The 23,417-nt window shown below is 65.7% G+C and carries 18 protein-coding genes and 1 tRNA gene; 9 read left to right on the forward strand and 10 right to left on the reverse strand.

The genetic code is table 11. The annotated features are described in order from the left end of the window. Nucleotides 1-216: 216 nt before the first annotated feature. The 4 genes from HGB10_08290 to HGB10_08305 all read right to left on the reverse strand — a co-directional run bounded on the left by HGB10_08290 (nucleotide 217) and on the right by HGB10_08305 (nucleotide 4,015). Complete coding sequence (locus HGB10_08290) at nucleotides 217-1,314, reverse strand: hypothetical protein (GenBank protein NTU71801.1); 1,098 nt, start codon at nucleotides 1,312-1,314, stop codon at nucleotides 217-219. 42 nt (nucleotides 1,315-1,356) lie between these two features. Continuing rightward, nucleotides 1,357-2,397, reverse strand: a complete 1,041-nt coding sequence (locus HGB10_08295) for a hypothetical protein (protein NTU71802.1) — start codon at nucleotides 2,395-2,397, stop codon at nucleotides 1,357-1,359. A gap of 24 nt (nucleotides 2,398-2,421) precedes the next feature. Then, entirely contained in the window at nucleotides 2,422-3,396 is a 975-nt protein-coding gene (locus tag HGB10_08300) for an ROK family protein (GenBank protein ID NTU71803.1), read from the reverse strand. A gap of 124 nt (nucleotides 3,397-3,520) precedes the next feature. Beyond that, nucleotides 3,521-4,015, reverse strand: coding sequence for an ImmA/IrrE family metallo-endopeptidase (locus HGB10_08305; protein ID NTU71804.1), 495 nt, complete (start codon nucleotides 4,013-4,015; stop codon nucleotides 3,521-3,523). A gap of 212 nt (nucleotides 4,016-4,227) precedes the next feature. Here HGB10_08305 and HGB10_08310 point away from each other — a divergent pair, with 212 nt between their 5' ends. After that, the gene (locus HGB10_08310; GenBank protein ID NTU71805.1) at nucleotides 4,228-6,126 is read left to right on the forward strand and encodes a hypothetical protein; all 1,899 of its coding nucleotides are present in this window, start codon (nucleotides 4,228-4,230) and stop codon (nucleotides 6,124-6,126) included. Continuing rightward, nucleotides 6,123-7,613, forward strand: coding sequence for an HD-GYP domain-containing protein (locus HGB10_08315; protein NTU71806.1), 1,491 nt, complete (start codon nucleotides 6,123-6,125; stop codon nucleotides 7,611-7,613). Before HGB10_08310 ends, HGB10_08315 begins: the two co-directional genes overlap by 4 nt. A 19-nt stretch (nucleotides 7,614-7,632) precedes the next feature. Here HGB10_08315 and HGB10_08320 read toward each other — a convergent pair whose 3' ends face one another. Continuing rightward, nucleotides 7,633-8,823: a hypothetical protein gene (locus HGB10_08320; protein ID NTU71807.1), complete on the reverse strand. Its 1,191-nt coding sequence runs from the start codon at nucleotides 8,821-8,823 to the stop codon at nucleotides 7,633-7,635. Between the two features lie 240 nt (nucleotides 8,824-9,063). On the opposite strand from HGB10_08320, the gene HGB10_08325 reads away from it, so the two are divergent. The 3 genes from HGB10_08325 (at nucleotide 9,064) to HGB10_08335 (ending at nucleotide 10,978) form a co-directional block, all read left to right on the forward strand. Further along, a complete protein-coding gene (locus tag HGB10_08325) occupies nucleotides 9,064-9,420 on the forward strand; it encodes a helix-turn-helix transcriptional regulator (GenBank protein ID NTU71808.1) in 357 nt (118 codons plus the stop codon). A gap of 3 nt (nucleotides 9,421-9,423) precedes the next feature. Beyond that, nucleotides 9,424-10,275 (forward strand): 4Fe-4S binding protein, encoded by an 852-nt coding sequence (locus tag HGB10_08330; protein NTU71809.1) that lies wholly within the window; start codon nucleotides 9,424-9,426, stop codon nucleotides 10,273-10,275. Nucleotides 10,276-10,336: 61 nt separating this feature from the next. Further along, on the forward strand, nucleotides 10,337-10,978 hold the full coding sequence (locus HGB10_08335; protein ID NTU71810.1) for a hypothetical protein: 642 nt from the start codon (nucleotides 10,337-10,339) through the stop codon (nucleotides 10,976-10,978). Here HGB10_08335 and HGB10_08340 read toward each other — a convergent pair. Together HGB10_08340 and HGB10_08345 are read right to left on the reverse strand one after the other, a co-directional pair. Next, nucleotides 10,975-11,277 carry a DUF2164 domain-containing protein gene (locus HGB10_08340; protein ID NTU71811.1) on the reverse strand — a complete coding sequence of 101 codons (303 nt, stop codon included), beginning with the start codon at nucleotides 11,275-11,277 and terminating at the stop codon, nucleotides 10,975-10,977. The genes HGB10_08335 and HGB10_08340 overlap by 4 nt on opposite strands. Then, nucleotides 11,217-12,023, reverse strand: a complete 807-nt coding sequence (locus tag HGB10_08345) for a 4Fe-4S binding protein (GenBank protein ID NTU71812.1) — start codon at nucleotides 12,021-12,023, stop codon at nucleotides 11,217-11,219. The genes HGB10_08340 and HGB10_08345 overlap by 61 nt, the downstream gene beginning before the upstream one ends. Nucleotides 12,024-12,263: 240 nt before the next feature. Here HGB10_08345 and HGB10_08350 point away from each other — a divergent pair, with 240 nt between their 5' ends. Beyond that, nucleotides 12,264-12,881, forward strand: coding sequence for a hypothetical protein (locus HGB10_08350; GenBank protein ID NTU71813.1), 618 nt, complete (start codon nucleotides 12,264-12,266; stop codon nucleotides 12,879-12,881). A gap of 41 nt (nucleotides 12,882-12,922) precedes the next feature. Continuing rightward, nucleotides 12,923-17,020 (forward strand): hypothetical protein, encoded by a 4,098-nt coding sequence (locus tag HGB10_08355; GenBank protein NTU71814.1) that lies wholly within the window; start codon nucleotides 12,923-12,925, stop codon nucleotides 17,018-17,020. Between the two features lie 65 nt (nucleotides 17,021-17,085). On the opposite strand, the gene HGB10_08360 is transcribed toward HGB10_08355, so the two are convergent. Continuing rightward, nucleotides 17,086-17,161 (reverse strand) — tRNA-Phe (locus HGB10_08360). A gap of 252 nt (nucleotides 17,162-17,413) precedes the next feature. Here HGB10_08360 and HGB10_08365 point away from each other — a divergent pair. Then, entirely contained in the window at nucleotides 17,414-20,296 is a 2,883-nt protein-coding gene (locus HGB10_08365; protein ID NTU71815.1) for a S8 family serine peptidase, read from the forward strand. Nucleotides 20,297-20,312: 16 nt separating this feature from the next. On the opposite strand, the gene HGB10_08370 is transcribed toward HGB10_08365, so the two are convergent. After that, the gene (locus tag HGB10_08370; GenBank protein ID NTU71816.1) at nucleotides 20,313-21,866 is read right to left on the reverse strand and encodes a PASTA domain-containing protein; all 1,554 of its coding nucleotides are present in this window, start codon (nucleotides 21,864-21,866) and stop codon (nucleotides 20,313-20,315) included. 328 nt (nucleotides 21,867-22,194) lie between these two features. Here HGB10_08370 and HGB10_08375 point away from each other — a divergent pair, with 328 nt between their 5' ends. Next, nucleotides 22,195-22,638, forward strand: coding sequence for a protease inhibitor I42 family protein (locus HGB10_08375; GenBank protein NTU71817.1), 444 nt, complete (start codon nucleotides 22,195-22,197; stop codon nucleotides 22,636-22,638). 16 nt (nucleotides 22,639-22,654) lie between these two features. Here HGB10_08375 and HGB10_08380 read toward each other — a convergent pair whose 3' ends face one another. Further along, complete coding sequence (locus HGB10_08380; GenBank protein NTU71818.1) at nucleotides 22,655-23,350, reverse strand: two pore domain potassium channel family protein; 696 nt, start codon at nucleotides 23,348-23,350, stop codon at nucleotides 22,655-22,657. Nucleotides 23,351-23,417 lie beyond the last annotated feature (67 nt).

The raw sequence follows: 23,417 nt of genomic DNA on the forward strand, positions 1-23,417 counted from the left end.
CCGCCTTGGCCTTTCGCCGCCGAAGGTTCAGGAGCGCGATGTCTGTGAGGGTCATGAAGGCAGCCTTTGCTGTGGGAGCGTGAGCGGACGAGCAGTGCGCCGCGGACCCCGGGGGCGAGGCACGCGGCCAGGAGGACCTGGTACGCGGCGCCGCCGTCCGAGCCGCTCCCGTCCGGTCGCGAGTTCATGTCCCCCACGACGACGAGCCGGCCGGGCTCAGGCATCGGGCGCCGTGGGCGGTGTCGGCGCGACCGGCGGCGCGTAGCCACCAGCGGGTGCGGGTGGTGCGGGTGACGGCGCGTAGCCCGCCGGCGCCGCGGGTGCGGGAACTGGCATCGCAACGGGAGCCAGCGGCTCGCGCCCGGTCAGACGGCGGAAGAACACCGTCCACAACGCCGAGGTGAACGTGCCCCAGATCGCCGAGAACGCGATGCTCAGCACGAACACGATCACGACGAAGAGCCCCACCGTTCCGGCGAACGCACCCCAGTTCTCGTTGCCGGCCGTGATGATGGCCGGTACCAGCGTCGCCACCCCGACGATGACGATCGGCACGACCAGCACGAGACTCGCTGCGATGCTCAGCCCCGCGGAGATCACGTACATCACGATGTGGTCCATGATCCTGGCCCGCAACGCGCGCCAGGCTTCCTTCGCGGAATGCACGACCCCCATGTTGTTGAGCACGACGAAGCGGGTACCGGTGATGTACATGACGCCGAGCACCACCGCCGCCACCAGAAGCACAGGCACGCCGATGATGAGCGCCCCGCACATCGGCCCGAGGATCAGCGCAGGGTTGGGGTCGCCTCCGGCCGCGACGGTTCCGAGAATCGGGACGAGGATGACCGCGGCCAAGAGAAGGGCCGCGATGGCGATCGGTAGTTGCAGAAGCAGCCCCAGCCCGAAGATCCGCCAGAAGCGTGCGAAGCCGGCGCTCCACGCCTCGCCAAGGCTCGGTACCCGGCCCTGCTCGATCTCATCGACCGCCCAGATCAGGCCGCCGCGCGCACCGATACCCAGCACCGCGAACGCGATTCCGATGAGCACGAGCAGCGCTGCGAAGATGATGACGACCGGCAGCCACTGGGCGACGCTGGCGCCGAGCCCACTCATGTCGGGCAAGCCGGACGAACCGCTCGACCCCCCGCCGTTGAACGCCGAACCAAGGTTCGACGAGCCGTTGCTGCCACCGCCTCCGCTACCGCCACCACTGCTGCCGCCTGTGATGCCGGCGAAGATGCCGAGTACCCACAACCATTTGTAGGTCCACGTGATGCGCCACGCCTTCTTGATGATCTCGCCGTACCGCATGATGCCCTCCCGGCTGTGGCCTTCTCGGCCGCTGGACGTGCTCTATGTGTGACTTCCCTCAAGTAGCGACTCTGCAACACGCTGATCGGTCGAGTGCGGCCGGTCTCCAAGGGCGATTCGCTTCCACAGCACCGTGAAAACCGCCGAGCGCCACGCGACAAGCAAAGCGTAGACAACCAGCATCATTATCGCCACGGCGACGCCAAGAATCGCGGCGACCACGCCAGCGGTCGTCATCGACCCCAGGACGGCGACGAGCGCGCCGACGAGTACCACTAGGGCCGACGACACGATTCCAAACACGATCGCAGCTGCCACCAGGACCGACGCGACTATCAGCGTCGAGAGCAGATAGATGACCGCGACCGATTCAAGATTGCGCCGGACCAGCTCGAATCCTCGGCGAAGCGCCGCACGCCATCCGAGGTCCTCGAGCACCGCGCTTCGAACCGCGATGTTGACGAGCAGCCCAAGCAGCACGGAGGCGACAGCCGTCAGCGGCTGAAGCGGCACCATCAGCAGCTGCCCGGCGATCGTGGCTGCCGGTGACGGCAGTTCGCCTCGGGAGAGAGGGATGGTCGTTGTGAACAGCACGACCAGCCCCATCACCAGCATCGAGACAAGAGAGGGTAGCGCCCCGAGAGCGTACAAGGCCGCGACCCGCCACCACACGCGAAAGCCGTCGTCGAGTCGCGCCAGCGTACGTGACGATCGTGGTGAGGCCGCCTCGGCGATCATGCCCCCCATCGCTGCGACATCGAGAATGCCCAGCCCGATCCACAGGGCGAAGATGAGCAGTAGACCCGCGACGATTGCCGGTCCCGCCTCGGCGATGACAGTCGCCGCGCCGTCGGTGATCGTGGCAACGAACGCGTCGATCTCGGGCGCATCGGCTCCGGCCGTGCTACTCGCCATCGACAGGGACAGCGTGGCCTGCGGCAGAATCAGCAGCGGCACGAGCGCCACGCCCACGAGCAGCGCGTAGATGAAGCCGCCCGCAACCGAGATACCGGCGAGCGAACCCATCGTGCGGGAACGCCTCACCGTCACCCACGCCTCGCGCAACACGCTCCCGAAATCCACGCGGACCCCCTCACGCACCACGCGTCAGCGGCTGAGTCCCTCGCGCGAATCGTGCTCATCGAACGCCATGGCTGCGGCTCCGAGGATGCCGGCGTCGTTGCCGAGCACAGCTTGCACGATGGACACGTCACGCCGGCCTGCAAGCGCCTCGCCCTGCACGACCTGGGCGGCCCGCTCGACCATGAAGTCGCACGCCTCACCGATGCCGCCGCCGATGCAGACGAGGCGCGGATTGAAGATGTTCACGAAGCCGACAAGCGAGCGACCGAGCACATCGCCACAGTCGAGCAGGATCTCTCGGGCGACCGGATCGCCGTTCTTCGCGGCGAACAGCACCGACTCGGCGGTGACGCCGTCGATGCTACCGCCGGCGGCGTTGAGGATCTCGCGACCCGTGTAGGCCGCTGCCGCCTCCTTGCCGCGTGCCGCGATCGCAGGACGACCGAGGTATGCCTCGAGGTGACCGTTGCCGCCACACGGGCACGGCGGTCCATCGAGGTCGACGACGACGTGGCCGAGCTCGCCGCCCAGACCACGGCTGCCGCGATAGGGATTGCCATCGATGAAGATGCCACCACCCACGCCGGTGCCGACCGTGAGCATGATGAAGTCGCGTGCGCCTTTCGCCGCGCCGAAGCGCGATTCGCCGAACGCCGCCAGGTGCCCGTCGTTGTCGACGGTGACCTCCTGGCGCATCCGAGACATGACGAGTGCACGGACGTCCACGCCGGCCAGTGGCAGGTTGGTGCAGAACTCAACCGACTGGCGCAGGAAGTCGATCTGGCCGGGAATGCCGATGCCGATGCCGGCGACTTCCGACGGCTGCGTGCCCGTCTGAACCTCTTCGACGAGGTCGATGATGGTGTCGACCACGGCGAACGGTCCGGTCTTGGGCGTGAGGCGTTTCGCGTCCTTGACGATGCGGCCCTTGCGCTCGACAAGTCCGGCAGCGATGCGAGTACCGCCGACGTCGACGCCGACTGCGTAGCTGGTGCGCATGAGGTTCCTCTCCTGCGAGAGCGGGGTTTCAGAGGTGTGGTGAGGCGATGGCCGCCCCCCGGTGGCTTCGCTTCAGATGATACCAGCCGCAGCGACACAACCGATGCCGTCCGCGGGCGAGATACTAGTAGTCCCAGCGAATCCCCTGCTGGTGATTGACCATCCCGAGCTCGCGCATGCGCTCGAGCATCGCCGCCTCTCCCACGCCGAACAGCCGGGCGAGGTAACGGAAGTCGTTGAACCACAGCCGGGACTGCTCGATGACCATATTCGAGGGCATCGTCAGTTCGCGCGACACGATGTCGGCCTCTTCGTGCTCACCCTTGTCCCGAGGGAACACGTTGCGATTGTCGTCGAGCAGCAACAGCATGTGCCCGAGCATGTGCGACAGGGCTTCTCGGCGGGTGGCCTCGGAATGGGCGTAGTTGACGACCATGGTCGGCAGGCCATCGGTATTGATCGTCGCAGCGGTGAAGAAGATCGGCAGGTTCACAGGCAGAATCGGGATGCCGAGCGACTCGATGATGAGCGTCACGGGAACAGGCGGCTCGGTGACGCCGGCTTTCGCCAGCGCCGATTCGGCCACCTGTCTGTAGTACGCCTGCGCGCGGAGCTCCACGAGCACCTCTTCGCCCTCCGATCGGCGAGGATAGCTATCCGTACCCTCGTATCGGCGGGAATCGTTGTGGCCGTCACCTAAGTCTAGACTGTCATGTGACGTCGCTCACACTCGTAACTGTGCAATGCTCTTTGTGAGCGGTCGGAGGTTACAGGGGGACACCGACAACTCCGATATACCCTCACAGGGCGAAACGAGCGAAGGAGGTGGGTATGGGGGTGGATTCCGAGGGCTTCCCGAGGGCTGACGAGATGCTTCGGCTGCTGGCAGGAGCCGCATCGAGCGCGCGCCTGTACCCGTCCACCTCGTCGCTTCCGGCCGAGGCGGTCGCCCGCTTCACCGCGCGCGCTAACGAACTCGCGTCGACCGGTCCGTTGCGCATCATCGTCGATCCGCACGGCTTTCGGATCGGCGACGCACCGCTCTCCTCAAGCAGCCAGACCGTCTCGTTGGCCGAGGCGCTGCACGCACTCCAGGTGGGACAGCTCATCATCGCGCCGGGGCTCTCGGATGCAGAGACCGCCGCGTTCGTCACCGTCGCCAACTCCGACCCGGCCGCCGTTCGCGCAGCGGGTGGCCCGCGAGGCGCACTCGTAGCGGCCGGCGTCTCGCACATCGCCGTCACCGAGGTCTCGCTCCGCGCCTCCGAGGAGTCCGGCCTGCTCGGGCTCGATCTGATGACGGCGCCTCTCGATGACATCGCTGAAGAGATCGTCGCTGCCGCCGAGCGCTGGCAACAGACCGAGGGGCCAGGCCGCGACGAGATGTCCGACGCCATCGGGCGACTTGAAGCGGCCACCCGCGAGCTTGCGATGCAGCGTGTCGCCGAGGCGCTCATGCGACTCGACGAGACGTCGCGCATGAAGGTCCTCGCGTTCTCGCTGCAGTCCGACAGCCTTGGTTCGCGGATGGAGGGCATGCTCAGCATCGTCGCCAACATGAAGCCGGCCGCGCTTGCGCGCCTGCTCTCGCTGGTTGCCGCACAGGCCCCCACCGATCCACGGCGCGTTGCCGCCGCGCTTCCGCTCCCCGCCGATAAGGCCGCGCTGTTGTCACGGCTGCTCGCGCCCTCCCCCGTCGCCGAGGATGACTCGGCACAGTCCGAGACCGCGGCTGAGATGGCGCGCGAGATGGCCGTCGATGAGGACACGAGCGACCTCGACCGACAGGTCGCAGTCGCGCCAGCCCGTCTCTCCGCAGGACGCGGGCTCACGACGGCCGTGTCGGTCTCGCGCACGCACCCCGAAGCCGAGAGCGTGCGCGCGATCAACGATTCGCTCGCCCCTGCAGCCCGCGCCGGCGCGTTTCCGGCGGTCCGCGAGGCGCTGCGCCGGCTCGACGAGCTCGAATCGGGCGCTGCCATCGGGGTGGGCGACGCGGTTGCGGCCGCGCGCGCCTCGCTCTACGACCCGGCTGTACTCACCGACGTGTGCGCCGCCATCAACGACGATGCCGATGCCGCCATCGCCGGTGAAATCCTGCTGGCCGCAGGCCCGACCGGCGCCGAGGCGGCGCTGACCGCCTCGATCCACGCTACCGACCGCCAGCGCTCGCTGCTGCGACCGGCACTGCGTGGGATGGGCGACTCGGTCATCGGCGTGGCGCGCACCATGATTCGCACCGATGACCCGGTCGCCGCGATCTCGGTCCTGCGCACGCTCGCGTCGCTTGGCGACCGTCGAGCGGTGCCGGTGATCTCGCAGGGACTCTCCAACCTCAACGAGTCGGTCCGCTTCGCAGCCATCACCGCGCTTGCCGAGACGACGGCACCGGAAGCCGCGAACGCGCTCGTCAAGGCGCTCGGGCATCCCGAGCCGGAGACTCAGCGGTTCGCGGTGCGTGAGATCGGCCGCGTGAAGGCCGCTCCGGCCGTGCCGCAACTCACCCGCGCACTCGAAGATCTCAACGTGATGCGTTCACATGAGACGAAGAAGGAAATCATCCGTTCATTGGAGTTGATCGGAACGCCGGATGCGAGGCGCGCACTCGCGCGCACGGCGGACCGTACTATCGTCTTCAGCAGGAAGGGCCGGGAGCTTCGTTCGCAAGCGCGTGTGGCGCTGGCAAACGTCGACCGAGCGATACAGGAAGAAGGAGCTGACGAGCAGTGACCGACATGCCGTACCGTCCCGAGAACGAAGGTCCGCTCCCCTCGCCGGGTGAAGTGGCCTCCGAGGCGACCGGATTCGTCGCCGTCGAGGCCCCGTTCGCGACACCGGAGCGCTTGGAATCCGCCCGAGATCTCGTGCGCACCCTCGCCGTTGCGTACACGAACGCGACGCTGTATCCCACATCGCACCCTTCGGTCGCACAGTCGCTGGCCGACTTCGTCGCGGCGCTTCGATCCATCGTCGCGTTCGGCTTCGACGAGGTCACCATCAACATCTACAAGAGCACGCTGTTCGTCGAGAACCAGATCTTCTCGGAGGAGAGCGTCACCTACAGCAAGCTCATCGAGGAGCTGCTGATCCGTGGTATCTCCGCGGTCACCTTCTCGTCGATGACCACCCCCGAGGAGACCGCGGTCTTCATCGAGTTGGTCGCGCAGGCTGCACCGCGCGATATCGATGCGTCGCGGGCACACCTCGAGCAGCGTCAGGTCCACTCGATCACGGTCAACGAGACGACGACCTTGGATGGCAGCGGCGACGAGGAGAAGAACCGCGAGGTCCGCGCCAAGGCGCGCGCGACGTACGACGCCGGCGTCACCGCGATGCGCGACGTCGAGATGCAGGCCAAGCTCGGCCGGGCTCTGGAGGTCGGTCCGCTCCAGCGCGTCGTCGAATCGATGCTCGACAACCTCCTGCAGGATCCGGCCGCCGTTCTCGGACTGACGGCCATCAAGGGTCACGACGACTACACCCTCAACCACTCGATCAACGTCTGCATTCTGGGCATTTCGCTAGGCTCGGCGCTCGGGCTCGACAAGAGCGACATCCGGTCGCTGGGTCTCGCCGCGCTGCTGTACGACATCGGGAAGGTGCGCATCCCCGAGGAGGTCCTCACGAAGGCCGGCCCGCTGACTGCCGATGAGTGGTCGCTCGTGAAGAAGCACAGCGAGGAGGGCGCGGACCTGCTCAAGCGCCTGCAGCTCGAAGACAAGCTTCCGATGATCGTCGCGTTCGAGCATCACCAGCGCCACGACCTTCTCGGCTATCCGGAGTCGACCGCCGGCGAGCAGCACCTCTTCAGCAAGATCGTCGCAGTGTGCGACGCCTATGACGCGATGACGACGGCCCGTCCGTTCCGTCGCGAGATCAGGCCGGACAAGGCACTCGCAGTACTCATGCAGGGGCGCGGCAAGGCCTACGAGCCGACGATCACCAAGACGCTTGTGGCCATGCTCGGCATCTACCCGATGGGTGCGGTGGTCATCCTGGAGGACAACTCGACGGCGGTGGTCTACCGCGTCAACAACGACGACCTGCTGCATCCGCGCGTCAAGGTGCTCATCGACGCAGAGGGACGCTGGCTCGATACGCCGGAGGTGGTCGACCTGCGACTGATCGACCTATCTGCGGGCACCCCGCTGCACTGGATCGATCACTGTGTCTCGGCGACCGAGGCGGGCGTCGACGACGTGTGGGAGTACCTGTAGGCCTACGCCTCAGGCGACACTACTTCGCAGGATTGTCGTTGAAGTAGCGTATCCACAGCGACCAGAAGTTCGTCACGCCGTGCAGGTGCGGCGTGTAGCGATACTGCGCGTAGGTTGCGCCGTTGGCGGGAATGACCGTGCTCGAGTCGATCTTGAGCACCTTGCCCGCGCGCCACAGATTCGCGCCGGTGTTGAAGGACTTGGCGCCGTACCAGACCTGGTTGCCGAAGCCCTTGTACTTCATCTGTGAGATACCGCTGTCCGGCCGCCCCACGCCGAGCGCCCAGTCGTAGGTCGACTGCTTGGTTGGCCGCTTGCTCAGAAGCGACTGCTCCTTTTGCAGCGTGATGAGGATGACCCGCGGGCTGACCTTCCAGGCAGCCGAGGCCTCGGCGATGATCTTCGCCGCGGACTTGGTGTTGCCGTTGTGGTCCTTGGCGGTGTACGACTTCAACGGTCCGGCCTGGCGGTCCAGGAACGCCTGGATGCCCGTCTCGGTCATGTCCTGCGAGCGGAAGTTCGCATCGGTGAGGACGAGGTCCGGATTGAAGGAGCCGCTCGTGTCGCCGCCGGTGGTAGGCGTCTGGCTTTGACGCAGCAACTCGGCGAGGTCGGCGTCGATGGCGGCCGCTCTCGTCTCAGCCTTGCGGATGTCGGTGTCGATACGCATGCGCTCGGCATCGGCCTTGGCCTGAAGCGCGCCCAGCCGGTCGTAGCGCCGGTTGAGGCTCTCCTGCAGCCAGAGGCTCTCGGAGCGCATGAGCCGTGCGTCGTTGAGGGCCGATGCGTCGCGCTGGTTGATGAGAATCAGGTACTGCGTCTTGAGGATCAGGTCCTCGATATTCTCCGAGCTGAGGAGGACGTTGATCATTCCGATGCGGTCGCCCTTGTACAGCTCGGCTGCCCGCGTCGCCAGCCCGAGCTTCTGCCGCTGGAGTTGCGCTTCGACGTCGGCGAGCTGCTTGCTCACGATGTCGATCTCGGTCTGTGTCTCCTGCATCTTGGAGCCTGTCGACGTGAGTTCGTCGATGCGGGCCTGCAGTCGCACGCGCATGCCATCAAGCTCGGTCATGATCCGTGCGCGGTTGGCCTCAAGCGTCTTCTTGCTCACCGCGTGGGCGGGCGGAGCGAACGCGAGTACACCGAAGAGCGAGACCGCACAGACGATCATCGTCAGCGACAACGCTCTGCGAACAAGCGAACTCGACACACGTCCTCCAGGCACCACGGAAACGGTCACGCCCACTTCAGGCGCGTTCTTGAGCATAGCATCTCGAAGCACGAAACCGCTTGCTCAGGCCCGCCATCGCCGGTTGACAGGCACACGCATCACAACAAGACGCGTGCCGAGATGGTCATGTTCACCGAACGAGCACACACGCGCGGATGGTTGCCGAACGGCGCGCCTGCCGCTAGTATTTCGACAGTCATCGAAGTGGCGAGGAGCCTCATGCCCACCGAGCAGCTCGACCACATGGACCTCATCTTCAAGGCCCTTGCCTCCAAGCCCAGACGCGACATCCTGCTGCTTCTCGCCAGCGGGGCCGGCGCTGACGAGGCGCGCTGTTGCACCGCCGACGAGGTCTGTGCCTGCGTCTTCGCCGAGAAGCTCAGCCTGACCGCTCCCACCGTCTCGCACCACATGAAGGCGCTGACCGAGGCGGGGCTCATCACGTCCACGAAGCGCGGGTTGTGGGTGTACTACCGCCTCGTTCCCGAGTCCTTCGAGCCGTTGCTCGCCGCCGCTGAGCTGTTCGCACGCCCCGCGGGCGTCTGCGACTGCGCCGACCCGACACCTTCGAGCTAGCGAGTGGGTCGCCTCCTCCGCCTGCAGCCCGACCGCCCCGACCTCGCCGCGCACGGCTACGTCTACTACCGCTGGACGCAGCGATACGTCGCCATCGTGCGCTGGGCGCTTGCGCGGCCCTGGCTCGGGCCGTTCCGACGCGCCACGGGCGAACACCTCGCCAAGACGCATCACGCGAAGGTCGTACCCGCCGACGAGGCGCGCCGCGTCATCACGCTCAACCAGCCTATCGAGCTGCGCGCTCTCGAGCACGTCGTGCCGTTTGAGACCGCGCGCGACGTCGTACTCGAAGCGCCGGTGAAGATCGCGCTCGCGCAGTGCGCGTGCCGAGGTGCAGCCGAGGCCGCCGGCGACCGGGATGGCCACTGCGGTCCGCTCGAGCAGTGCCTCTACCTGGGGGACGAGATCGCCAGCTTCGTGGTCGAGAAGCAGTCGACTGCGCGATTCATCACGGCTGACGAGGCGCTCGGCGTCATCGAGTCAGCATCGGAGCGCGGGAGCATCCACACCCTGTGGTTCAAAGATGCAGCGGGCGGACGCATGTACGCGATCTGCAACTGCTGCTCGTGCTGCTGCATCGGCCTGAAGGCCGAGCGCGCCGGCTTCAGCCCGCTCGCAGGCTCGGGGCACCTCGCGCGACTGGACGCAGCCGCCTGCACCGCGTGCGGCGCGTGCGTCCCGACGTGCGCGTTTGGCGCCCTCGCGCTGCCGGATGACGCGACCCGGGTCGCGATCGACCCCGAACGCTGCTATGGCTGCGGTGCGTGCGTCGGCGCCTGCCCGAGCGACGCTCTGCGACTTCAGCGTGCCGAGGAAACCGGCGTCGAACCCGTCCCGTGGAGCGCTCGGCCCTAGACCTGCGCGCCGCGCGCTACACTGACTCTCGGCTCACGAGGCTCTTTGGGGGGTGTAGCGCGTGCCGATTCCCGTCCGCAAATGGGTGACCGTCCTGCTAATCGGCGTGGCGCTCGTAGTCGTGATGCACTTCGCGACGATCAAGATCTCACCGTTCGTGCACAGCTTCTTCGATCTGGACCGCGAGCAGAACGTCCCGACCTGGTATTCGTCCGCGCTCTTGCTCGCTGTGGCGATTAGCGCTCTTGTGCTTGCGACGCTGCGCGATGCGACGCCCCGATGGTCCAGGGGTTTCTGGCCCACCCTGGCTCTGGGCTACGCGTGGCTCTCCCTCGATGAGACCGCGTGGCTGCACGAGCAGATCGACGGCCTCCTGCTCATCAAGTGGACGTGGTTCTACGCGCCGATCGCGCTGGTGTTCTTCGTGGTGATCGCGTACTGCCTGTCCGGGCCCGATACGAAGATGCTCCGCCGCTGGGTCGTTGGCGGGTTGCTCGTCTACGCGTTGGGTGGCATCGGGATGGAGCTGGTCAACTACCTGCTCATCGGACTGCCTCGATACTTGCGGCACTTCCAATACGCCGCCGAGGAAGGACTCGAAATGCTCGGCACTGTCATGGTGCTGACCGGTCTACTCCTCCGGATCGACCAGCTCGGGCATGAGCGCAGCGTGGCGCTGCCGAAGGATTCGTCGCCCGACTAGCGCTGCTTCCAGTAGTTGAACTCGGCCTCGTTGTGCACGCCTGCAAGGTCGGATGCCTTGTCGATGAAGTACGCCTGCGCATCGGCGATCGCCTGGTTGTAGATGCTCGGGCCAAGCTCCCCGACGAAGTAGTCGAGTATCTGCGCGGCCTTCAGGTCCCCTACGGGAACCTCCATCTCCTCGCCGAAGAATCGCTTGATCGAGTCGAGGAGGTACCTCTCGGTGTCTTTCTCGAGCTTCACGCTGTCCCCTTCGTCTGCACGGACGTGCGAATGTCGCCGGCCCTGATGCCCCGGCATCGGTACTGGCCCTTCTCGGCAGGATCGATCTTCCCAAACCGGATCGCCTTGTGAGGACACCAGTTGAGGCACGCGAAGCACCACACGCAGTCCGAGCCGATCCGAACACCCTCATCGGTCACGGTGATGTTGTTGACCGGGCAGAGTGTGGCGCACTGGCCGCATCGGGTACAGGCGTCAGAGTCGACCGCCCGTTGCCTCGCGCCGTAGAGGTACATGAAGCCAAACGAGCTGACGTGGCCGAACGCGGCGAGACCCGCATCGCGCAGCTCGCGCACGTCGAGCTGCACGCGACCGTTGACCGCAGCGGCTATGTCGTCGGTGACCGCGTCGAGCTGCGCGAACCGCTCGGCAGCCTTCGCCTCGGAGGTCTTGGCGACGATGCTGTTGTCCGCGAGCGCGAGGTTGGCGCCATACGCCAGGCGCGCGCCCCTCGAGCGCAGGAGCATGTCGGTCGCGTGAAGTGCGTTGCCGGTGGGCTCGCCGCTGGTGGTGATCGCGAAGTAGTAGGCGTCCGCCGGCAGCGCCGCAGCTGTGATGAGGGTGCGGACGATCTCGGGTATGCGGTCGAAGTAGACCGGGAACACGAGCCCGATGGCATCAGCGTCGCGTCGCACCGGGTCGTCCAGAGTCTCGGCCAGCGTCATCATCGGCAGGAGTTCGGCGCCGTCGAGGCGCTGCAGGAGCTTGCGGCCCGTGAGCAGCGAGTTGCCCGTCCCCGAGAAGTAGTAGATGACCGTTGTCATGCGGGCTCCCACGGGCTGGGCGAACATCGGATTCGTCCCATTCTCTCATGGCGACAGCACGCGCATACAGGAGCGGCCCGCTCACCAGGACGACCATACGCGCGATGAACAACACGCTGCCCACCACGAGGCGAGACTGCGACGAAGCCATCGCCCTCACGACCGAAGAACCCGGGCGCTTTTGGGTAGATTCTCACTCGAGGGGGGCCTCAATCGTTCGGTCGTGCGCAAGGACGTGCAATGACGCCTAACGAAGACGCAGGGCAGAAGGCTGCACGGGGGTCGCTTTGGACTACCCGCAACGTCGCGATACTGGCCTCAACCATCGCAGTAGTGGCGCTCGGAGCCGGCGTGTGGCTCGGAGCTGCGCTGCCCGCTCGGCAACCGACCCCGCCGCCGCAAAGCGGCGGTTCAACGGGCGCGATATCGTCCACAAACGGCTCATCATCAGCGGCGGCCCCTTCCGTGGGTCGCGCCGTCGTCGCAAGCAAGCGAAGCCCGGATGTCGCCAAGGCGGGCAGCACGCTCACCACCGTAACCAGCGCCCCCGAGATGACGGTCTCGGAGCTCAAGGTGCCGGACGGCTTCAAGACCACAACTGCCTCGCTCAAGTTCGAGCCGTACGGCACCGCCCCCAAGGGCACCGCAGGAGAGCGCATCGTCGTGCGTGTCCTCTCGTGGGATGCCGGCAAGACGGAGGGCGTCAAGGACCTGACGGGCGCAAACGTACTGATGTATGTGGCATCGGAGGAATCCGCCCCCGACAAGGGCGGTCGGTATGAGGGCACTGTGGAGATGAGGGTTCTCGACTCGGGCCGCGCCGGACTGTTCCTTCAGTCCGCGCATTCGACTGAGTAGTCGAGACTAGCGCGACCCCGTTGGGCGACAAGGGAGGAACCATGAGAGGCCATCGGTGGACACGACTGCTCGGGCTCGGGGGTGCAGTGCTTGTCGCGCTCACAGTGCTCGCGACGGTACCTGTGGGGGCGTTTGCGGTGAGCGAAGGCGTAGCCGTCTACGGGCAGATTCGCGATGCGAACAGCGCCAACGGGCTGGAAGGCGCCGTCGTCACGGTGCTCGCCTCACCGAGCGGCGACTACTACACAGACACCCAAACAGACGCCGACGGCTACTACGAACTGTGGCTCCCGAACGGTGACTACTCGCTCGAGGTGGACCCGGGTGCGCTGAAATACGCCAAGGGCACCGCCGGCCCCTTCACCATCGACAACGTCGCGCCGTGGCAGTGCGATGTCGATCTCGACCCACTCGGCCGGATCTACGGCACGGTTCAGAATGAGAGCGGCGACCCCGTGCAAGACGCGGCCGTGTGGATAACGCGCGGATCCGACACAACTGAGCTCTGGTGCTACGCCGACGAGAACGGGGAGTTTTCGATCGACTGCGACTGGCCTGCGGGTGACTACACGATCCATGTCTCCCACAGCGAGTACAAGCGAATCGACGAGGACTTCTACTACGACGGACCGGGCTCGACTGCGAGTTTCGGCTTTGTGCTGCCGCCTCCTCCAATCGCCTTCACCGGTGCGCTCACCAATGCGGTCACCGGACAGAGCGTCGAAGGCCGCGTGCACGCGTACATGGAGTCCGACCCGAGCACACAGGGTTGGGCATATTCCAGCGACGGTATCTACGAGCTCACCGTTCCTGCTGGCGAATACACGATCGAGGTCGAGAAGTGGGGCTACCCCACCAAGGTGGTTGAGAGCAACTCGTTTGACGGCACGAACACCGTGACGCTGGATATCGCGGTCGATCCTCATCCCATCGCGGTCGTCGGCTCCGTCACAGCGTCTGAAACGGGCTTGCCCGCTGAAGGCGGCACGGTCCACTGGGCGTACGTGTTCGATGAGAACACGTACAACGGATGGCAGTACACCGAGGAAGACGGCACATACGCGGCTCGCGGACCTGCGGCCAGCTTCGACGTGACCGCCAACGCGAATCACCTGATGGACAAGGGCGCGTCGGTGTCCTTCGACGGTACAAGCACCGCGACCCTCGACCTCGCTCTGGAGCGCCCGCCGGTCGCCGTAAGAGGCAAGTTGCTCGACTCAGTGACCGCGGAACCCCTCATCGGCTACGTCTCAATCTCCGGCTACGACGCCGACAACCGCTCCTGGTACGAAGATGCCCATACCACCGCCGACGGTGCGTACGAGTTCCGGCTCCCGGCCGGGGAGTACGTTCTGATGGGCAGAAGCATCGATCTCCACTCCGAGACCCAGAAGGATGTGACCTACGACGGCGGCGCAACATTGGAGATCGATCTCGAGTCCGACCCGTTCCCCATCGCTGTAGAGGGCTATGTGCGTGCAGCGGGCAGCGGCGCTGCCGTTTCGGGTGCCACCGTGCACCTCCACCACGACATGGGAGGCTACTGGGACAACGTGTCGGAGGTGAAGACCGACGCCGAGGGGCACTACTCTTTGCGGGCGCCGGTAGGTGGCCTGGAAATTGAAACCAGCGCGAGGGGCTTCGCTGACAGAGCCGACACATTCGCATTCGATGGCACCAAGCAGACACTCGACATCGACCTGCTCCCCATCGGCGAAGCCTTCGTTGGCACCGTGACGAACGCCGAGACCGAGCTGCCGGTGCGCGGCGCCGAAATCCACCTCACGTTCGAGGACGGTTCATCGTCATTCGAGACGTGGACTTACTGCGATGATGCAGACGGCTCCTACTCCCTCGATGGCCCTGCCGGCCTCTCGACCCTGGGATGCTCCGCCGACCTCCATGAGTCGGCCGAGGCCAGCGCCACCTTCGATGGCGCGACGCCGACGACCAGGGACTTCGCTCTGAGGAAGTATTCGCGTGCGCTTTACGGCGTGGTGACTGACGGTTCGGGAGCCCCCGTTTCCGACATCGGCGTGCGAGGCAGCGTGGACTACCAAGGCGAGACGTACCGCGACACCGCCTACGCCCTGCCCAACGGCATGTACGAGCTGTTTGGGCCTCCGGGCGAGTGGACGATCGTCGTTGATGACAGCAAGTACGAGCGATTGGAGCTCGAGCGTGAGGTCACTGACATGGACCTGCGTCTCGACCTCACTCTGGCGGAGCAGCCGATCGCCATTCGTGGAGTAATTACCGACTCCGTCTCGCATGCCCCGCTGAGCAATGCAGATCTTCATGTGGAATGGGACAACGGATACAACGGTCAGTGGATCCACTCGAACGACGACGGTGAGTACGTCTTCTATGGAGGCGCCAACGAGTACGACATTCTCGTTGAGGCAGACGGTTACGAGTCCCAGGGCACGACGGTGCAGTTCGACGGAACGAACACTGTCGATCGTGACTTCGACATGGTCGAGTTTCCGACCGCCTACGTGGGCTCCGTGATCGACTCGGACACAGGAGACCCCCTCAAGGGTGTGAGTGTCGACGCCTCGTGCGATCGCGACGGGGATCGCTACAGCGACTTCACCTCGACCGATGAGAACGGTGAGTACGAGATACATTTGCCGGAGAACGACGGCACGTCGTTCTATGTCGTGGCAGAGGGCTTCGATGATCACCAGTTCGACGCCGCAGGATTCGATGGGACGACCCCGGTCGATGTGGGCGTGACGAGGTTGCAGCGATACGAACGGGCCGTCTATGGGACCGTCACCGACGCAAGCACGCACGCCCCGATAGCCGACCTGGAGATCGAGCTATGGGGCGATGAGGACACCTTCTTGTACGAGACCTGGACCCGGACCGCTGCCGACGGTACGTACAGCCTGGGAGCCCCGGGAGCAGGCCACTACCGATTGTCGCCGTACATCGAATACACCTCGTACGAAGACGTGACGTTCGACCTCGAGTACACCGGCACACCGATCCTGCAGGACATCGCGATGTCCCCGGAGTCCTACCTGCCCGAGACGACGATCTACGGCGTCCCAAGCGGTTGGGCCTCCGATAGCGTCGAGTTCTGGCTCGACGCGTGGGATGACGGCGCCGGCGTCGCGCAGTCCTACTACCGGTTCGGCGCCGATACGCCGCAGACATACGACTGCACGGTCACGGTCTCGGCCGAGGGCACCACCAACGTCACCTACTGGTCGGTCGATTCGCTCGGCAACACCGAGACCGCGCAGCTGGCTCGCGTACGCATCGACAGGACCGACCCGGTGACCACCGCCAGCGTGAACGCGACGTACTACGCCGGCTCGGCCGAGATTACCTTCACTGCATCCGACACCATGAGCGGTGTCCGATCGACTCACTACAAGCTTGATGACTCTGAGTGGACGACCGGGACCATCGCGAGTATCGACACGACCGGCTCTCACACGATTCGGTTCCTGTCCATCGATAGAGCCGGCAACGCCGAGACCGAACACCTGGCGAGCTTCTGGGTGGCCGGTGGCTCCTCCACCAAGTCCGCATTCACGACCATCCACGCGAGCACCCTGATTCCTTCATACGGCAAGTCCGTGACCCTCACGGGGGCCCTGAAGGCGGACTCGCTGGCGGGCTCAGGGATTGCTGGCGTACCTGTGGCGTTGCAGAAGTACTCGGCCGGCTCGTGGACGACGGTGAAGTCGATCACGTCGGGTGCGGGCGGAACACTGTCGACATCGCTCGTGCCGGGTGTGACGACGACCTATCGATTCCACCTCGCGGGTGACTCGACGTACAACGCATCGACGGATGGCACGGTGAAGGTCGCACCAAAGGCGTACACCTCGGCCATCTCCACGTCCAGAACCGGAACCCGAACCTACAAGATCAGCGGTTCGGTGAAGGCGGGGTCTGCTCGGAGCATGACGGTGCGCATCTACCGCTGGAAGAGGGTCGGCTCATCGTGGAAGACGTATTCGTCGTTCACGACGAGGACGAGCTACTCGAGCGGCGCACTGCGGTACTCGGTGAAGCACAAGTTCCCATCCAAGGGGACGTGGAAGCTCCAGGTGGCCGCTCCCGAGACGGCGTGGTCCGCAAAGACCTACTCGGCGACCAAGTCGTTCACGGTGAAGTAGTCGAGTAGGCGCGAGCGCCCAAAGAGAAGACCCCGCCGATTCGACGGGGTCTTCCTTGTGTTCGATGGTGGCCAGAGACGGACTTGAACCGCCGGCACGCGGATTTTCAATCCGCTGCTCTACCAACTGAGCTACCTGGCCGAAAGTGCGCTTGGAGATACTACCCGCCACCGCTCGCCACGGTCAAGGAGCCAGATACCCGAGCCAAGCCCGTTCGGCACGGAATGCGCTGAATGATGTGAGCGCTCGAAGCATGTCTCAACCCAAGCTCAACCCACCTGCAACGGTCGCTCAATTCGTGCAACGAATACTACGTAGGGTGCATGCGATTCACGCGCAAAGCCGATACTCTCAGTAGAACACCACCCGCCATCAACCCTGAGGTCGCCTGGAATGAGCTTGCGCAGACCAATCACCGTACTCACACTCGTCGCTGCGCTGTGCGCTGCGGCGGTTCCCATCGCGCACGCCGGCACGGCGCCTTCGCGGGATGCCAACGCCGCCCAAGCGTCGATGTTCTACGCGAGGCTCAGGGTTCTCACCAGCTCGCCGGTCGCAGACAACACGGTGATCGTGCGACTGAAGGGCACGCTCACCCCCGGCAAGCTCAAGGATCTGTATCGCTCGGTCGACACGTCGGCTGGGGCGGTCGATGTCGTCCGCGGTGACGTCCTGTCCATCGATGTCCCCGCGGGTGAGTCGATCACCGACTTCGCCGAGAAGGTCGAGGCAACCGGCGAGGTCCGGTACGCCGAGCCCAACTTCATGCGCCAGCCGGCGTACACGCCGCCTGCCTACACTGAGCCGAACGACCCGGCGTACCTCGCCGGCGGACACATGACGGTAACCAACCGTGGTGGCACCGAGTACTACGACGACCCCCGGTCCTGGTGGCTCCGAGATATCCAAGCCGTCGGTCCCACGGGCACCGGGGCATGGGAGCTCGGGTACACCGGCCCCGACATCACCGGCAAGTACCCGCTGCGCGCAAGCGGCAGTGCCGTCAAGGTCGCAGTCATCGATACCGGGCTATACACCGACCATCCCGATCGCGGCGACAACATGGTGGGCGCCGGCAGCGACTTCACCCCGGTGAGCCCCTCGGCGGTTGACGGGGCTGCCAACTACGATGAGGCCGTCGGACTCACCGCCCACGGCACCTGCGTCGCCGGTCAGATTGCGGCCCATGCCGGTAACGGCATCGGCACACTCGGCTTGGCCAACGACACCGTCGTGCGGGTCTACAAGGTGTATTGGGGTTCCGGCATCCCTGACACCAAGCTCATCGAGGCGATTCAGATGGCCGCCGATGATGGTTGCAAGGTCATCAACATGAGCATCGCCGGCGGCGGATACAACCAGGCGCTGCAGGACGCTATCGACTACGCATGGAGCAAGGGCTGCGTCATCGTCGCGGCATCCGGCAACGAGGGCTACTTCTCCGTCTCCTACCCCGCCGCCATGAACCACGTGGTGGCCGTCGGAGCGCTTGCGCACGACTCGAGCGGCAACCCCAAGCGATCGTACTTCTCCAACTACGGCACGCGACTGGACATGTCTGCCCCCGGCTCGTCGGTTTGGGGACTGACGATGCCGGGATACGACAACCCCGACGACGGACAGCCGGGATACGCCTGGTGGGATGGCACAAGCATGGCGTCCCCGGTCGTTGCGGGTGGCATCGCATGGCTGTGGCGCGCGGCCCCTTGGATGTCGAACCAAGACGTCATCAACCTCGTCCAGAACACGGCGACCGACATGGGGGCGACGGGTCGCGACAACCTCTACGGACACGGCGCACTCAACATGCGAGACGCCTACGAGCGGATGATCGCGGACTACGGTCTTCTCGGCACGCCGGTCGTGGATGTCGAGAGCGCTGCCAACGCGAGAAACGCACAGGTGTCGTGGTCGCCCGTCTCGGGCAACGCCGTCACATACGACGTCTCATTGGACGGCGTCGGCGTTGTGTCGGGGACGAGCGCGACGAGCTACACACTGCCCTACGAGACGACGGTGGGGCCGCACACGCTCGCAGTGAAAGCTCACAGCACGAAGAGCTGGTCCACCGGCCTGGAGACGACCACGGTCACGGTGACGCCTACCACGTCGGTTCCCGAGATGACCTCGCTTCGCTACTACCGCAACACGCTGCGCTGGAGTAGTACCGAGACCGGGCGGACGCACCTGGATGCGCTGACCATCGATGGCATCGGGCGGCTCGTCGTAGGCGGCACGTGGAGTACGGACTCGCTTTCGCTCGGCTCGCATGCCGCGACGATGACCGTTCACGACGCCGGCGGCCTCGTCAGCGAGCCGATCGCCACGACCTTCACGGTCCGGCCCAAGCCCACAGTGCTTCGACCGGTGGGCTCGGATACCTACGGCTACGCGACCAAGCTCAGCAGCATCAGCTTCACCCGCGCCGATACCGCCGTCATCGTGGGCGGCGCCTCCTGGATGGATGCGATGGCCGCAGCGCCGCTCGCTCACGTGGTGCGCGGACCGGTGCTCGTCTCGGCGAGGAAGTCGGTGCCGACGACGGTCAAGAAGGAGCTCACGCGCCTCAAGGTCAAGCACGTCATCATCGTCGGCGACACCAACGATGTCTCCAAGGGCGTGAGCGCCTACCTTCTGGGGCGTCACATCTCGGTCAAGCGCCTCGGCGCGACCGGCCGCTACGCCACCGCCGATGCGGTCGCACGCGAGATCGCGCGACGCTCAGGCGGCTCGGTACCAGACAGCAAGGTGGTCGTGGTGGGCGACAGCTTCACCAACGCGCTTGCCGCCAGCGCGATCGCCGCGCGTCACGGCTGGCCGCTCATGTACTCAGGCACAGCGGGCATGCCACTGGCCACTCGCAGCACTATCGGCGCGCTTGGCGTGACCAGCTCGCTCATCGTGGGTGGGTCGGGCACGGTTCCGGACGCATCCTTCGCCCAGCTGCCCTCGCCGACGCGAATCTCATCCGCCACGAAGTACGGGCTTCCCACGTTGCTGGCAAGCTGGGCGACGGCTGCCTACCCGTCGGACTTCTCCGGAGAGCGCGTGTACGTGGCGAGCAGCGTGATGTGGAGCAACGCACTCGGGCTACCCGCGGCCTCCGCCGAGAAGGGCGGCGTCATCCTGCTCACGACCGCGACTCTGGCCGATGAGGTCCGCGCGTACTACTCGGCGAACAGCGAGGTCGCAGTGACGACGCGGGTGGTCGCCGGATCGAGCCGGGTGTCGAACGCGTCGATGACCACGATCAAGGGCATTGTCGGCGCACCCTAGTGCAGGGACGCGGCGGCTACGAGCCGTCCGCAACGAAGATGATCACCGTCGAGTAGCGCGCCACGATCACGTTGGCCATCGGCAACTGCGCGATGACCTCACCCTTGGCGCCACCGGTACCGGCCCGCGAGACCACGAGTGTCTTCAGCTTCGCCTTGCGAAGGACGCTTTGCGCCTTGGACTGCGTCTTGCCGACGACGGTCGGGACGACCACCGTGGCGATTCCGGCAGGGGGCAGACCGCGCGAGACCGTCAGCCCGACCTTGGTGCCGGGCGTGACCCCGATGCCCATCGTGGGCTGCTGGCCGATGACCTGGCCCGCCGGCGTCGCCGAGTCGTAGTTGCTCGCCGAGGCGACCTCGAGGCCGCTGCCTCTCAGCGATGTCTCGGCGGTCACCTTGAGCTGCGCAACCACGTTGGGGACGGTGATGATGCGCGGACCCATCGACAGGCTGAGCCCCACGGTGGTGCCCGGCGGAATCTTGTCGCCGGCGATGGGCGACTGCGCGATGATCGAGCCTGATGGGACGGTCGAGCTATACGCCGAGCTGGTCGCGAAAGCGAACCTGTTGTCCTGAAGTGTCTTGATGCCCACCGCCTGCGTCGAACCGACCACGTTGGGAACGGTCACCAACAACTGGCCGCCCGCGATGACGAGGCTGATCTCACTCCCGTGCGCCGCCGAGCCACCCGGGTTGGGCGCCTGTCCCACGACCGTGCCGAGCAGCTTGTCATCGGCTGTCTGGCTCGTCGCGACACTCCCGAGCGCGAAGCCCGCCTGTTGCACCGACTTCTCGGCCTGCGACTGCGTCAGTCCCGATAGGTTCGGGATGGGCATCGGGCGATTGAGGTACCAGATAGCGGCACCGGCGGCGGCGATAGCAAGCAGCACGAGCGCGATGATGAGCCACGCCTTGCCTCCCCGCCGACGCACTGGCGTCGTGAGCGCCTCTTCACTCGGGATCTGCGCGAGCACGGTGCCGTGTACCGCCACCGGGTCGAAGTCGTACACGATCCGGGGCACGAGACTGGCGGCGGCGATCTTCTGCGCCGCCACCTCCTGGTCAAGCCCAACCACGTGCGGAAGCATCACATCGGGAGTCGGGAGCTGTGCGCGCCCGGTTGATGCGAGCAGCACGACGTCGGCGCCGGGCTGCACGGCAGCACCGGCAACCGGGTACTGCCCGAGAAGATAGCCGCGAGGAAGTCGATCGCTGTGGTCGTGCAGGACCTGCGCCGAGAACCCTGCTGCCTGCAGCTTGGCAAGAGCGCGTCCCTGCAGCTCACCGGTGACGTCCGGCATGTCGAGCGGGATCGCGGGGGGTGCAGGCGAGTGGCCACGGGAGACGACGAGCACCACGCGTGAGCCAGCGGGCATGGTCGCCGGCTCGGGACCGGACGGCATCTGCGGCATAGGGGCAGGCGCCGGCGCGACCTCGGCGGTGAGCTGCGCTGACGTCGCCGGCTCAACCGCGGGCTGCTCGGCAAGAACCTCGGCAGCGGGCTCGATAGACGGCTCGGCCGACTCGACCGGCTGCTCTGGCGTCTCGGGTGTGAACTCGTCGGACATGCGTGCGGGCCCTCCTGATGACATACGCGTTGCGGGCACCAGCGTACCTGACCGTTCGGGAAAGCAGAAAGACCCGCTCACCACAGCGGGTCCTTCTATCCATGAAGAGCTTGTGAGGCGGTGTCGGTTCTGCCAGGTTCCTTCGCCGCAACCCGATGATGCCAGCCGCCTGTGAACACGTCATGCGCTGCCCATGGGTAGGAAGTGAGGCGCATGTGGAGAAGGCGTGAACTGCCTGCATCTCGCGGACGTCGGTCGCTCTCAAGACCGGGGTTTCGTCGTACTATGCTCAGTGGCCGGTCGCGCTCGTCTTGGAAGGCATGTGCATATGCGTCGCAGCCCCAGCGTCGTCTCACTCGTCCTGACCGCTGTCGTGCTGACAGCTCTACTCGCCGGGTGCGGCGGGCCCAAGGACCGAACCGAGGCCCCTTCGGGCACAGCTCCTGCGCGCGCATCGCAGCAGGATGCGGGCGCAACGGTGCAGCTCGCCAAGAAGCAGATGCTGCTCGTCACGCTTCCCGCCAACCCGTCGACCGGCTACATGTGGGAGATCACGGCCATGCCGAGCATCGTCGAGACTGTCGGCGAGCCGCTCTTCAACGACGCCGCCGGAAAGAGCGGGGGCAACGCCGTGGGCTCAGCCGGCGAGATGACGTTCACATTCCGTACGCTCAAAGGTGGGAAGGGTACGCTCGAACTCGCGTACCGCCGACCGTGGGAGACGGGTGTGCCGGCGGACGCGACATACTCGCTGCAACTCGAGGCCAAGTAGCGGCACGAATCGCCGGCTACTTCTTCTCCTCGGGCAACACGCGCTGCCGGGCGGTACCCAGTCTGCTGACCGCCATCGACACAACCGCGACGAGATAGAGCTGCCCCAGAATCGCCTCAGCGACCGCCGCGGCGCGAACAACGTCGCTTGTCGGCGTGATGTCGCCGTAGCCGAGCGTCGCAAGCGTCACGAAGCTGAAGTACATGCTGCCCGATATCCCCTGCGGGCCCTGCGCGAACGTTTCGAGGTCGAGCAGGCTCGCCATCGTGTAGCCCAGACCGAAGACGACTCCGAGCAGCACGTAGACGACCAGCAGTCCCGTGACCATCTGCAGGGTGACCCGCCGATAGGTGGCGAGCCTTCGGACGACCGTGGCTATGGTCGCAAGCGCCAGCAGAATCCAAAGGGCAAGCCCGATGACGTGACCGGTATGGTCGGCGCGCCGCATCGCGATGATCCCCACGACGAAGACCGCGATGACCATCGCGGTGCCTACGTTAAACGAGCGGCGCGAGTAGCCCGACACTCGGAGCGTGACGACAAGAGCCATCACCTGTAGCAGCCCGCTGATGGCGACCAGCAACGAGGGAAGCGGCGATCCCGAGGCGATCAGTGCCAGAGTGGACGCGAGGACGAATGTCAGCGCGATTCCGTAGGCGTCGCGCACCTGTCGCTGCTCGGTCGCTTCCTTGACTGTCTCTACATCCGTCATGAGACGCCCCCACTGCCCTGCCGACACGGGCCGACACGGCCGCCGATGCTCGCCGGCTGATCGCCTC

Source organism: Coriobacteriia bacterium (assembly GCA_013334745.1).
GTDB lineage: Bacteria > Actinomycetota > Coriobacteriia > Anaerosomatales > JAAXUF01 > JAAXWY01.